Origin of the sequence: Sphingobacterium sp. UBA5789 (assembly GCF_002418355.1) — a bacterium.
Lineage (GTDB): Bacteria > Bacteroidota > Bacteroidia > Sphingobacteriales > Sphingobacteriaceae > Sphingobacterium.
In genome coordinates, this window is sequence record NZ_DIDX01000004.1 from 504,304 (window position 1) to 516,746 (window position 12,443).

Consider the following 12,443-nt stretch of genomic DNA (forward strand, 5'->3'; position numbering starts at 1 on the left):
TTAAAAGAAGGATACACTATGATTTTCAGAAAGTTATTGCTCATTGTTACCTGTATGATAAGCATCTCATCCTTTGCACAAATAAAAACAGGAGTATATTTTTCTTCCGACAAAAAATATAATGAGATTATAGAGGATCTTGGAAATCCATTAGCAGGAAATCCGGTTATGATTGTGAAATCCTTTGTTCCCAACCATGGAAGCTATGTTTGGTATCTGAACGAAAGTAAAGCTGAAAATGAAGCCTATTTAGATGATCATCCTAAGGATTTGCATGCAGGAATTTTTCTGGAAGATCACGGTGGATTAATTTCGCAAATTACTTTTAGAGATTTTGCAAAAGGTCTGGCACAACCGCGATATCTGATTAACTATTGCGAAGTCGGTGATGCAGACAAAGACGGTTTTCCAGAGTTTTACCTGACTTATTTTGAAGAATCAGACGGTTTAGACGCCAAACCATTGAAAGTTATTGTTTATACCAAGAGAGGTCAAAAAAAGCTTTCAAAATCAAAAATTACAGGTTGGATATCATTTGAAGAAGCTGACCCTTATCGTGAAGAAAGAGATTCAAACTTCAAATTATTACCCAAACCCATAAGACTGCACGCTGAAAAAATATTGAAAGATGCCAAAAACGGAATAAATTAGAATACAAAAATATGTACTTACTGCACACGCGTACGCTAACGCTTCTCTGGCGCAAGCGTCCGCTTGTGACAATAAAGTAGTATGATTATAAATAAATTGCACACGCGACACACGTGCGCAAACAAGGTTATGTTTTAATTTAAGAAGTTATTAAAAAATAAAGAAGTGAAATATTTTATCATTTTAACCTCGTTGTGGGCTGTGTTGAGTTCTAACGCCAGTGCTCAGAAACTGAAAGTCACAACCATTTATACCAAACCCAATCGAGTTACAAAAGAAATCCCGGAAACGGGAGCTTTGCAGCATTATTCAACCCGTAAAGAAATTACGGAGCGTCTTAATCCCACGATCCTCCTGATTTCCAAAAAAGAGAAAACTGTAAAGTTTCGTATACAGGGAAATATCAGTTCCGGAGGACACAATATTCATCAGGTAAGTAAAATTCGTTTAGAAAAAGGAGAGGAGAAAGGCAATATCCTGACACTGAAATGTTTTGTGGAAATCAAAAAGATTCCCGGCAAAGAAAGTGCTGATATTGCGGGATATAACTATACAAAAGATGAAACCTGTAAAATCCCGGATGATGTTAAAGCAATAAAGATGGAGTTGTACGAAGAACGAATCACCGATCCCTCAGGCAGAACTCCAAAGCTTATTGCAGAACAAACTTTTAATTTCTTTGCAAAGATGTAATTGCCTGAACAATTTCAGGAATACATTTTAACTCATATGCAGATCCGGTAACAAAATCTTATCCGGATTTTTCTCTGCAAACTGCTCCACAAGCTGCATCATATAATAATTACTGACGCAGCGGTCATCTTTGCTTATGATATCCTCTATCTGTTGACTTTCATGGTATTGATCCAGAAAACCTAAGGCATAGAGATTATTTTCTTTTACATATATATAGCTCTTTTCTTCCTTATGTCTGCCCTGATCAATCAGAATGTAGCTTTTCTTTTCCAGGATCAGAGAATCCAGAGCTGCTGTGACTTTATCATTATAATATTCGGCTTTTTCTGTTTCCATATATCTGGATTCTACATGTCTTCCATGGGCTGAGGCCGTCTTGTCGGAATAGAAAGCACATAATAATGGATGGAGATCAAAATCCTGAATAAGCTTAAGTAACATCTGATTGGCATCATACGGACGTTCGAAATAGCGAATACAGGTAATTCCTTTTGCAACTTTAGTAATGGCCAGGCGCATATAACCATTTATATCTTCGTAGGTCATCAGACCTAATTTGGGTTCATACTGTTTCAAAGCCCGGTTGTGTGCCGGCCAATGTTTTTTGATCAACTGGCATTCCATAAGTAAGGCCATTAACTCCGTTCCGGATTCTTCAAAATCAATATCAAAAATTTCCTTCAAAAATAATTGCCGCCTGTTGGATGTGTTGTTTCCGGTAAAATGACTGAGTACCCTTTTTCTGATGTTTATAGCTTTACCTACATAGATGATCTTGCCCTTATTATTTTTAAATATATAGATTCCGGGGGTTGAAGGCAGGCGTTCAAATACTATTTTATCAATATGGGTAGGTAAAAGTTGCTCTTTGGCATGTGTCTGCAGAAAACTATTAATCAATCCTTCTGTATCCTGTGAGAGGATACGTTCAAAGAGAATGACAGTGGCTTTAGCATCACCTGCTGCACGGTGTCTGTCAGAAATCGGAATCTCCAAACGCTGGCACAGATTGCCTAAACTATAAGACGAAAATCCCTTAAAAACATTTCTGGCCAGCCGTACAGTACAAAGTTTGGGAGATTTCCATTGATAACCACAGGCTTTGAGATGGGAATAGACAAAGGAATAATCAAAATTAACATTATGTGCGACAAAGATCTTGTCTTCCAGAAAGGAGTAAATCTCAGCAGCCACATCCTCAAATGAGGGTGCATCCGTCAACATATCGGGAGTAATGCCCGTAAGCATCTGAATATGGTAAGGAATCTCCTTATGCGGATTGATCAGGGTTTGATAGGAATCAATGACCTGATGACCATCATGCAGATAAATAGCGATCTCCGTGATACCGCTATTTGCTGCATATCCTCCGGTTGTCTCAATATCGACAATAGCATAAATGCGATCTTCTGATACACTCATAGTTTTAGCCATTACACAAATATAATGCTAAAAATATTAGTTTTGCAATAGAAGTTTAAATTTAAACCGTCATCAGATCCCGGATAGCGACAGATGCAATCGCTCCGCCAAAAGCTGCCGGTAAATACGACATCGTACCGTAAGCAGACTTCTTAAAATTACTGCCATCCGTATAGAGTAAAGAATTTTTATCCGGCAATTCGGTAGAAAAAGCAACTTTGACACCATCACGGATCCCATGCTTCCTCAATTTTTTACGAATGTGTTGTGCCAGTTTACAATTGTACGACTCACTGATATCTGCAATTTTTATCTTCGTAGGATCTACCTTACCACCAGCTCCCATAGAACTGACAAAAGGAACTTTCGCATCCAGTGCCAGACGAATAAAAAATAGCTTTGGCGTGATGCTATCAATAGCCTCAACACAATAATCCGGCTTTAAATCCAGGAGTGCAGGTATTTTTTCAGGAATAATAAAATCCTGAATTACTGTCAGATCCAATTCCGGATTAATGGCCATTAACCTTTCTTTCATAATCTCTGCCTTAGACTCTCCGTGATTGGTAGAGAGGGCAGGGAGCTGACGATTGCGATTGGTAGGATCTACCGTATCGCCATCAATGATAGTCATTTTGCCTACTCCGGCCCGGCAGATAAATTCCGCCGCATACGAGCCTACACCACCCAATCCCAGCATCATTACATGCGAATTAGCCAGTTTTTCCAATGCTTCACGCCCTACTAATGCTTCCGTACGTGAAAGCCAAGACAAATCTTTCATAATTACTCAAAAACAGAATGATAATTCTGTATTATATATGCTTTAAATTTTGTTAATTCAATTTGTTTTACGCCTGCCACATAAGCGTAGATTTCTTCAATACCCACAGCTGCATGATCTGTTTCCAAAAAGATCCGGTCTACAGGAATTTCAGTCAGTACTTTATCCATGCTGCCGTTCAAAACAGCCTTTCCAAAGGAAAGATAATAGCCTTTGGCAATCAGTTGCTTCGCCAGAATTTCATTCTTTTGATAGCCATGAAAAACAACCTTTCCCTGAAACAATTGGGAAGATAAGGTTTGCATTACTTCTTCAAAAGCACGTACACAATGTATGATCAAAGGTTTATCATATTGCGCAGCTAATCGGATCTGAGCAGCAAAGACTTCCTTCTGAATATGTACATCCGTTTGGATAACCTTGTCTATACCACATTCGCCTACTCCCAAAAGTTTGCCATCATGAAGAAGTGTGCGAAGTTGTTCCAGTGCATTTTCACTTCCTTCATTATTCAGATACCAGGGGTGCAGTCCGGCAGTAGTGCACTTGCTATTTACAGTTTCGCCATTATTCAGCGCAACACTGTGTATCTGACAGATAGCAGATAGGGGAGTAACCGTTTCACTCTTATGGGTGTGGATATCAATATAGACAGCTGACATACGATGCGCTGCAAATTTCTGAAAAATAAATGAGCTATTAAATTTTATCTACTATTCTTGTATAGATAATTTTAACCTATAGAGGTTTGGAGGGCATCTAACAAACTTTTAGCCTTCAGTAGACATTCTTCATATTCCTGCTCACCTTCCGCCTGGTTAGTAATTGCACCGCCGGTATGGAAAGAAATGTAGTGTGAGGAAGCATTATACAAAAGAGTCCGTATAACGACATTAAAATCAAAGTCTCCGTTTGGTGAGAAGTAACCGATTGCCCCAGAATATAATCCTCTGCGGGTATTTTCGATTTCTTCACAATGTTTCATGGCTGCAATTTTCGGAGCTCCGGTCATAGATCCTGCGGGAAAAGTGTTTTTTATAGCTTCAATATCCGTTACATCAGCTGATTTTTGACAGGTAATAGTAGAAACCATCTGATGAACCTGTTTGAAACTTTGTATTTCAAATAATCGGTCAGCTTTTACCGAACCTTTTACTGCACTTCTGGTCAGGTCATTTCGTACCAGATCAACAATCATTACATTTTCAGCAATTTCCTTTTGGGAGTCCTGCAGCTGACGTATGATACGCTGATCTTCTGTAGATGTTGCACCTCTCGGGGCAGTACCTTTGATCGGTTGAGAAATCAGTAAATTTTCCCGTTTAGCCATAAAACGTTCCGGTGATGCGGATAAAATATAGTGATCACCCCTTCTGAAAAAAGTAGAAAACGGAGTAGGAGAGACTTCTGACAATTGCTGATAAACGGACAAAGGATCAATTACAGCATGTTCAGCGTAAAATTCCTGACAAAGATTTGCCTCGTAAAGGTCACCTTGTTGAATATGAGACTGAATACGATCGAAAGCATGCAGATATTCAGCTTTTGTCCATCTCGCTTTGATCGTATCTGAAAACTGAAAGGTTTTCGAGAAATATTGCTGGGATAGTATTTCTTTGAGAATGTGCTCCGGATCCTCCGCCTCGATAGATACGTTTCCATTTTTTATGGTGATTACAACAGCAGGCACAAAGAAATAAGCAAGCGGAAACTGTAGAATATCGGGTTTGTCTGTGGTCAGATCTTCAATTTCATTTTTCAGATCATAAGAAAGAAATCCGGGAATAAATGTTCCGGGATACTGATCTATAAAATGTTGTGCTTTTAAAAAGGTATCGGTGCCATCGGCAACAAATTGTGATACAGCTTTAACAGCCAGACAACAGTCAAAGGAAGACCATTCATCAGCTGACTCATTGGAGTTAAAGAAACAAATTTCATCAAATTGCATCGCCCATTGCAATGCTTTTTGATGAAATTTGCTATTGGAATCGATCGAATGTATATCTTCGATTCGCATTAATTATTTAGATAAGGATAACGTTTGTTTACGATCCGGACCTACGGAAAGGAACGTAATAGGAACTTCCAACGCTTTTTCCAGATAAGAAATGTAATTTTTCAATGCTTCCGGAATTTCACTTTCTGAAGTTATACCAGTCAGGTCCTGATTCCAGCCCTGGATTTCTTCCAGCACAGGCTCAGCCTCATTCGTAATGATCTCATAAGGCATATAGTCAATTACCTGACCATCATGCTTATAATGTGTACACGCATAGATTTTATCAAATGTATCTAATACATCCGCTTTCATCATAATCAGTTCCGTCACACCATTCAGCATAATAGCATATTTCAATGCCGGAATATCAATCCATCCTGTACGACGTGCACGTCCTGTAGTCGCACCGAATTCGTGTCCAAGCTTACGTAATTCCTCACCAACTTCATCATGCAGTTCAGTAGGGAATGGTCCGCCACCTACACGGGTTGCATATGCTTTGAAAATACCATAGACCTTGCCGATTTTATTAGGAGCTACTCCCAGACCTGTACATGCTCCGGCAGTAGTTGTATTAGAAGATGTAACGAACGGATAAGATCCGAAATCTACATCTAACAATGTACCTTGTGCACCTTCAGCCAAAACACTTTTACCGGATTTCAGATACTGGTTCACCAGGTGCTCAGAATCTACATGAGGAATAGTTTTGATATAGTCAATTGCCGCCAGAAACGCTTGTTCTTTTTCAGAGAAATCAGGGATTTCGCCGTAATGAGCTAAAATAGACAGATGTTTCTCTTTTAGTTTCTCATAGCGTTCTTTAAAATCCGGTAATGTCGTATCACCTACACGAAGACCGTTACGGCCTGTTTTGTCCATGTAAGTCGGGCCGATACCTTTAAGTGTAGAACCAATTTTGCCAGCACCCATTTTAGATTCTGAAGCAGCATCCAGCAATTGGTGGGTAGGAAGGATAAGGTGAGCTTTTCGCGCCAAAACCAGATTCCCTTTACCAACCGGATCGAAGCCGGCAGTTTTCAAATTGTCTAACTCTCTTTTAAGGATAATCGGATCAATAACAACACCATTCCCGATAAGATTCATGATACCTTCATTAAAGATACCAGACGGGATAGTATTCAATACGAATTTTTTGTTATCAAACTCCAATGTGTGTCCGGCGTTAGGGCCGCCTTGGAAACGTGCGATCAAATCGTATTCAGGACATAAAACATCTACGATTTTTCCTTTACCTTCATCGCCCCATTGTAGGCCCAAAAGCACATCAACTTGCATAGCTTTTTTGTATTGAGATTAAAAATATATTTAGATAATGACTTATTCTAAAACAAAAATGTTCGGAAAAATTACGGTAGTAGTTTTTCCGAACAAATGTACTATAATATTTTACCAATAGTCAATATTAATTTGAAATAACCGTTTTTTCGGCTTTTGCCTTGGCGGCTTTATCTTTCTCCTGGCAATCTTCACAGACGCCATACAGATTAAGGGAGTGATGCTTGATGTCAAACTTCAACAAATCTCCCATCAGACTCTGGATCTGATTGATCCTCGGGTCACAAAATTCGACCACCTTATTGCATTCTATGCAAATCACGTGATCATGTTGTTTAAAGCCAAAAGATTTTTCAAACTGAGCCATGTTACGGCCAAACTGGTGTTTGGTTACCAGGTCACATGACACCAATAATTCTAATGTATTGTACACTGTAGCCCTGCTCACACGATACTTTTTATTTTTCATGTGAATATACAATGACTCAACATCAAAGTGATCGGAGCGCGAGTAGATTTCTTCCAAAATAGCGTAGCGCTCAGGAGTCTTTCTCAGATTTTTGTTTTCCAGATAAGCCTCGAATATCTTTTTTACAGTGGCGTAATTTTCTGCTAGATTCATATCAAACTTAAGATTCTTTACAAATTTACCAAATTAGATTCACAAAATTGCTTTTTTCAAAAATGTGAGATTCAGTTGATTTAATTCTCCGATTCATATCGTGTCACTCCGGTTATTCCGCTGATATGTTTAAGGTTTTTTATCAGGTTATCCAACTGATCTGTATCGTTGACAAATACCATAATATTACCTTCAAAAATACCCTCATTACTCGAAATAGAAAGGGAGCGGATATTAACCTTAAACTCCTGAGATATAACGGTTGTAATCTTATTGACCAATCCGACATCATCAATTCCGACTATACGTAATCCGGTAAGGAAAGCCACGTTGTTGGAAGTAGAAGAAGCCCATTTAGCTTTTAAAATACGATATCCGTAGTTAGCCATCAGCTTAGACGCATTCGGGCAGCTGGTCCGGTGTATTTTTATGCCGTCATTTACAGTCAGAAATCCGAATACATCATCTCCCGGGATAGGATTACAACAAGGAGCCAGCGTATAGTCTACCTCCTGAAGATCATCCCCGATCAGCAGCGTATCCAGATCTTTCTTGTTTATTTTTTCTACTAATCCGCTGATGTGAGAGCTAAACTGGCTTGGCGAAGTATCAATCAGTTTTTCACTTGCGGCATAATCGCGAAGATTTTTGATATCTATCGTTCCTTTGGCCACATTGTAAAACAGTTCCTGTGAACTCGGAAACTTAAAATAATTGGAAATCTTATTGATATTATCGGTGTTATAGGTAATCTTTAACGATTTCAGTTTACGTTCAAGGATTTCCTTGCCATCTTCAGCTACTCTTCGTTTTTCCTCTTTCAGAGACGAACGTATTTTAGACTTGGCTTTGGCTGTTACCACAAAATTTAGCCAATCCTCTTTTGGCACCTGTTTACCGGAGGTAATGATCTCGACCTGATCTCCGTTCTGCAACTTATGACTCAGCGGTACGAGTTTGTGATTGACCTTTGCACCGATACAGGTAGCACCTATATCCGAATGTATTTCAAATGCGAAATCCAGTGCTGTGGCATCATTCGGCAACTGAATAAGGGTTCCTTTGGGCGTAAAAATAAAAATCTCATCAGAGAAAAGATTCATCTTAAAGTCATCCACAAAGTCCAGTGCATTTGAATCAGCACTGCTCAGTACATCTCTTACTTTCTGAATCCATTGATCCAGTCCGCTGTCCGAATTAGACTCTTTGTATTTCCAATGGGCTGCAAATCCTTTTTCCGCAATTTCATTCATGCGTTTGGTTCGTATCTGCACCTCTACCCATTGACCACGTGGCCCCATTACAGTAGTGTGCAACGATTCGTATCCATTTCCTTTAGGAGAAGATACCCAGTCCCGCAGGCGATCCGGATTAGGTCTGTACAGGTCTGTTACAATAGAGTAGGCCTTCCAGCATTCTGTTTTCTCTTTTTCATAAGCCGTATCAATGATAATACGGATCGCAAACAAGTCATATACCTCTTCAAATGGGATAGACTTTTTCCGCATCTTATTCCAGATAGAATGGATAGATTTAGGGCGTCCGAATACCTCGGCTTTAATGCCTTGTTCTTCCAGGATTTCTTTAACCGGTCCGACGAAATCCGAAATAAATTTTTCACGCTCGGCTTTCTTTTCATTGAGCTTTTTCGCAATAAATTTATACGTATCCGGATCCGTATATTTCATGGAAAGATCTTCCAGCTCGGATTTAATTGCGTAGAGCCCTAATCTGTGTGCCAGCGGAGCATAAAGATAACTTGTTTCGGAAGCGATTTTTAACTGCTTGTCACGTGCCATAAACTCCATCGTCCGCATATTATGTAAGCGGTCTGCCAGTTTAATAAGTATAACACGTACATCGTCGGCCAGTGTCAGCAGCATTTTACGGAAGTTTTCCGCCTGCATAGAACTGTTCGGATCGAATATTCCTGATATTTTGGTCAGGCCATCGATGATCCGGGCGACTTTCTTGCCAAACTGATCTTCGATTTCCTGTAAGGTGATGGCTGTATCTTCTACGACATCATGCAACAGTGCACATACTATAGAGGTGGTACCAAGTCCGATCTCGTCTGCAGCGATTTTGGCTACAGCAATAGGGTGGAAAATATAAGGTTCGCCCGATTTGCGGCGCATTTCCTTGTGACTTTCCAGAGCCAGATCAAATGCTTTACGTATCTCTTGTTTGTCACCGCGTTGTAAAGTCGGCTTGCACGCTCTCAATAAATCTCTATATCTTTTGCGAATTTCTTTGTTTTCAGCTTCAATATCAATCACATACTCTTTCATAAACGTGCTGTAAAATTTTTAAGATACTTTAAATATTTTTATTAAATTAGGACAGAAAAAAGTACCTTTATATGGATATCTGTTTTCATTTGAATAAATGTAGTAAAATTATTTATCAGAATAAAAACAAAAGGCTTTTTTTGATGCAAAAATGAAAATAATATATGTACCCGGATTTGTGCTTTTTCTGCTTCTTCCACTTTTTGGAAACGGGCAGACATTGATTAAACCTCAGTATGGTGGAGGTGAGCCGGAAGTGGTAGAGCATTATGCCACAACTACATTGGATGACGGAGAAGTAGTGCCCTGGTTTCCTATACCGGAAGTGGTCGTGACGGGCAAACGTATATGGAGCAGTGAAGACGCAAAAAAAGAATATCTCAGACTAAGAAGAAATGTATTGCGTGTATTGCCTTACGCCATCTATGCACAAAAAAGATACGATCAGCTGGACAGAGATCTGGCAGTGGTCAATGATAAAAAAGAACAAAAAAGACTGATTAAAGCCTGCGAAGAAGAAATTAAGGAGAAGTTTACCAAGGAAATCAAAAATCTGTCTGTGTCACAGGGTAAAATATTAATAAAACTGGTGGACAGACAAACCGGAAAAACCAGCTATGACATGGTGAGAGAAATGAAAGGAGGACTTACTGCATTTTTCTATCAGGGTATCGCAAAAGTATTTGGTCACAATCTAAAAAGCACGTACGATAGTCAGGAAGATTTTGAGATCGAAAACATTATCAGAAGTTTTGAGAGAACGCGCCCGGTAGCATCTCCGCCGCTTCAGTAAAAAAATTATAGCCTATGCAATCTGTTTACAATTTTCACGCTTTGGAGTTCAATGGCGAAAAAAAGTCATTGGAAGATTATCATGATAAAGTATTGTTAATTGTTAACACGGCGAGTAAATGTGTATTTACCAGTCAGTACAAAGCATTGGAACGACTTTATAAAAAATATAAGGATCAGGGTTTTGAAGTACTGGCCTTTCCTTCTAATAATTTTAATCAGCAAGAGCCGCTGACCGGACGCCGGCTGGAGACATTTTGTCGCCTGCAGCAGCAGGTTACCTTTCCCGTATTCAAACGAACACATGTAGTAGGAGAGTATGTAGATCCGTTGTTTAAGTACCTGTCTCATAAAGAATTAAACGGATCTGTGAATGTCAAACCTTTATGGAATTTTCACAAATATCTCATTAACCGGAAAGGAGAGGTCGTGGATTTCTTTTATCCATTTACAGGGCCCAATTCTTCCCGCATTACACGCAAAATCGAAGCACTCCTGAACGAATAATGACACTGGAATGAAGGTGAAAATTGTATCTTTGTGCCGGATAATAATGATGTCATAACATGAAATTAGATTTATTGGTAATGACTGTTCATCCTGATGATGCCGAATTAGGAGCAGGAGGAACGATTGCAAAATACGTAGCTGAAGGTAAAAAAGTTGGTATTGTGGACTTGACCAGAGGCGAACTGGGTACGCGCGGAACAGCCGAAATACGGAGCAGAGAAGCTCAGGATGCAGCTGAAATATTAGGTGTAGCTGTCCGTGAAAATCTGGATTTGCGCGACGGTTTTTTCGAAAATAAAGAAATGGAACAACGGGAAATTATAAAGTGTATACGTAAATTCCAACCCGAGATTGTTATTACAAATGCCTTGTCTGATCGGCATCCGGATCACGGACGTGCGAGCCAGCTGGTCTATGACGCCTTGTTTCTGGCCGGATTGCGTCGAATAGAAACAGAAGCAGACGGCAAACCACAGGAAGCTTTTCGTCCCCGACTTTTGCTGCAATTAATACAGGATCAGTATATAAGACCGGATGTGATACTGGATGTCACAGATTACTGGCATATTAAAGAAAAGGCTGTACTGGCCTATAAGACTCAGTTTAATTCTTCCGGTGGTGAGGATGATGAACCCCAAACTTATATCTCTAATCCGGATTTTATGAAATCTACAGAAGGTAGAGGAAAGGAATTCGGAAGAAATATCCAGGTGCAGTATGCGGAAGGATTCACCAGTCGTAAAGTATTGGGGGTTACAGACTTATTTGAACTTATATAGTTTCCGTAAAATTTTAACAGTTTCTAAAAGGAATCTGTATCTTTAGGAGTCGCTTTTCAATAAAAAAAGCGACTCTTTTTTGATTATAAAATGGGTAATCTGAATAATAAACTCAAATCGCGTATAGCCAGTTTTGGCTATGCAATTAAAGGGCTTAAGGTATTATTTCGTGAGGAAACAAATGCACAGATACATTTATTGGCAGCAATTATTGCCGTTGTTTTGGGATTCTGGCTACATATATCGGGAATGGAATGGATAGCTATTTGCCTGTGTATTGGTCTGGTTATTGCCACGGAAGCACTCAATACAGCTATCGAACATATAGCCAATATGATTACACTGGAGCGCCATCCTGGTATTGAACGTATAAAAGATATAGCAGCAGGCGCTGTGCTGATTACTGCATTGACTGCCTTGATCGTTGGATTAATTATCTTTTTGCCAAAAATTTATAATCTATTCCTTCTTTGATTATAAAAATATCCATCGTCAACCCGATTTACAAATTTGTTTTATTTCTTTTTAAGATAAGCAATCGATTGCTTAAAGTTAAATTTTTATAATTATTAACACTATATCTTAAATAATGTTA

At 39.2% G+C, this 12,443-nt stretch carries 13 protein-coding genes; 6 read left to right on the forward strand and 7 right to left on the reverse strand.

Features of this window, described 5'->3' with window-relative positions:
* The first annotated feature begins 18 nt into the window (after positions 1–18).
* Together B4B65_RS11400 and B4B65_RS11405 are read left to right on the forward strand one after the other, a co-directional pair.
* On the forward strand, positions 19–651 hold the full coding sequence (locus tag B4B65_RS11400; RefSeq protein ID WP_293915735.1) for a hypothetical protein: 633 nt from the start codon (positions 19–21) through the stop codon (positions 649–651).
* Positions 652–816: 165 nt separating this feature from the next.
* Positions 817–1,344, forward strand: a complete 528-nt coding sequence (locus tag B4B65_RS11405; RefSeq protein WP_293915736.1) for a hypothetical protein — start codon at positions 817–819, stop codon at positions 1,342–1,344.
* 27 nt (positions 1,345–1,371) lie between these two features.
* Here the strand turns inward: B4B65_RS11405 and B4B65_RS11410 are convergent, their stop codons facing one another.
* The 7 genes from B4B65_RS11410 to B4B65_RS11440 form a co-directional block, all read right to left on the reverse strand.
* Positions 1,372–2,769, reverse strand: a complete 1,398-nt coding sequence (locus B4B65_RS11410) for an exonuclease domain-containing protein (protein WP_293915737.1) — start codon at positions 2,767–2,769, stop codon at positions 1,372–1,374.
* Positions 2,770–2,830: 61 nt separating this feature from the next.
* A complete protein-coding gene (locus B4B65_RS11415) occupies positions 2,831–3,553 on the reverse strand; it encodes a tRNA threonylcarbamoyladenosine dehydratase (protein WP_201679163.1) in 723 nt (240 codons plus the stop codon).
* Positions 3,554–3,555: 2 nt separating this feature from the next.
* Positions 3,556–4,215, reverse strand: coding sequence for a TatD family hydrolase (locus B4B65_RS11420; RefSeq protein ID WP_293915738.1), 660 nt, complete (start codon positions 4,213–4,215; stop codon positions 3,556–3,558).
* A gap of 71 nt (positions 4,216–4,286) precedes the next feature.
* Positions 4,287–5,573, reverse strand: a complete 1,287-nt coding sequence (gene pabB / locus B4B65_RS11425; RefSeq protein WP_293915739.1) for an aminodeoxychorismate synthase component I — start codon at positions 5,571–5,573, stop codon at positions 4,287–4,289.
* A 3-nt stretch (positions 5,574–5,576) separates the two neighbouring features.
* Positions 5,577–6,854 (reverse strand): adenylosuccinate synthase, encoded by a 1,278-nt coding sequence (locus B4B65_RS11430; protein WP_201679166.1) that lies wholly within the window; start codon positions 6,852–6,854, stop codon positions 5,577–5,579.
* 127 nt (positions 6,855–6,981) lie between these two features.
* Positions 6,982–7,476: a Fur family transcriptional regulator gene (locus B4B65_RS11435; RefSeq protein ID WP_201679167.1), complete on the reverse strand. Its 495-nt coding sequence runs from the start codon at positions 7,474–7,476 to the stop codon at positions 6,982–6,984.
* An 80-nt stretch (positions 7,477–7,556) separates the two neighbouring features.
* Positions 7,557–9,767, reverse strand: a complete 2,211-nt coding sequence (locus B4B65_RS11440) for a RelA/SpoT family protein (protein ID WP_201679168.1) — start codon at positions 9,765–9,767, stop codon at positions 7,557–7,559.
* Positions 9,768–9,918: 151 nt separating this feature from the next.
* Here B4B65_RS11440 and B4B65_RS11445 point away from each other — a divergent pair, with 151 nt between their 5' ends.
* The 4 genes from B4B65_RS11445 (at position 9,919) to B4B65_RS11460 (ending at position 12,322) form a co-directional block, all read left to right on the forward strand.
* On the forward strand, positions 9,919–10,560 hold the full coding sequence (locus tag B4B65_RS11445) for a DUF4294 domain-containing protein (protein ID WP_201679169.1): 642 nt from the start codon (positions 9,919–9,921) through the stop codon (positions 10,558–10,560).
* Positions 10,561–10,574: 14 nt separating this feature from the next.
* The gene (locus B4B65_RS11450) at positions 10,575–11,066 is read left to right on the forward strand and encodes a glutathione peroxidase (RefSeq protein ID WP_201679170.1); all 492 of its coding nucleotides are present in this window, start codon (positions 10,575–10,577) and stop codon (positions 11,064–11,066) included.
* A 59-nt stretch (positions 11,067–11,125) separates the two neighbouring features.
* Positions 11,126–11,848 carry a bacillithiol biosynthesis deacetylase BshB1 gene (gene bshB1 / locus B4B65_RS11455; RefSeq protein WP_293915740.1) on the forward strand — a complete coding sequence of 241 codons (723 nt, stop codon included), beginning with the start codon at positions 11,126–11,128 and terminating at the stop codon, positions 11,846–11,848.
* A 90-nt stretch (positions 11,849–11,938) separates the two neighbouring features.
* Positions 11,939–12,322, forward strand: coding sequence for a diacylglycerol kinase family protein (locus B4B65_RS11460; protein ID WP_293915741.1), 384 nt, complete (start codon positions 11,939–11,941; stop codon positions 12,320–12,322).
* Positions 12,323–12,443 lie beyond the last annotated feature (121 nt).

What these genes read in the sequence shown, in the direction of transcription:
- B4B65_RS11400 (WP_293915735.1), top strand. Translation starts at nt 19, where the DNA reads ATGATTTTCAGAAAGTTATTGCTCATTGTTACCTGTATGATAAGCATC.
- B4B65_RS11415 (WP_201679163.1), bottom strand. Translation starts at nt 3,553, where the DNA reads ATGAAAGATTTGTCTTGGCTTTCACGTACGGAAGCATTAGTAGGGCGT.
- B4B65_RS11420 (WP_293915738.1), bottom strand. Translation starts at nt 4,215, where the DNA reads ATGTCAGCTGTCTATATTGATATCCACACCCATAAGAGTGAAACGGTT.
- B4B65_RS11435 (WP_201679167.1), bottom strand. Translation starts at nt 7,476, where the DNA reads ATGAATCTAGCAGAAAATTACGCCACTGTAAAAAAGATATTCGAGGCT.
- B4B65_RS11445 (WP_201679169.1), top strand. Translation starts at nt 9,919, where the DNA reads ATGAAAATAATATATGTACCCGGATTTGTGCTTTTTCTGCTTCTTCCA.
- B4B65_RS11460 (WP_293915741.1), top strand. Translation starts at nt 11,939, where the DNA reads ATGGGTAATCTGAATAATAAACTCAAATCGCGTATAGCCAGTTTTGGC.
- B4B65_RS11450 (WP_201679170.1), top strand. Translation starts at nt 10,575, where the DNA reads ATGCAATCTGTTTACAATTTTCACGCTTTGGAGTTCAATGGCGAAAAA.
- pabB (WP_293915739.1), bottom strand. Translation starts at nt 5,573, where the DNA reads ATGCGAATCGAAGATATACATTCGATCGATTCCAATAGCAAATTTCAT.
- B4B65_RS11430 (WP_201679166.1), bottom strand. Translation starts at nt 6,854, where the DNA reads ATGCAAGTTGATGTGCTTTTGGGCCTACAATGGGGCGATGAAGGTAAA.
- B4B65_RS11410 (WP_293915737.1), bottom strand. Translation starts at nt 2,769, where the DNA reads ATGAGTGTATCAGAAGATCGCATTTATGCTATTGTCGATATTGAGACA.
- bshB1 (WP_293915740.1), top strand. Translation starts at nt 11,126, where the DNA reads ATGAAATTAGATTTATTGGTAATGACTGTTCATCCTGATGATGCCGAA.
- B4B65_RS11440 (WP_201679168.1), bottom strand. Translation starts at nt 9,767, where the DNA reads ATGAAAGAGTATGTGATTGATATTGAAGCTGAAAACAAAGAAATTCGC.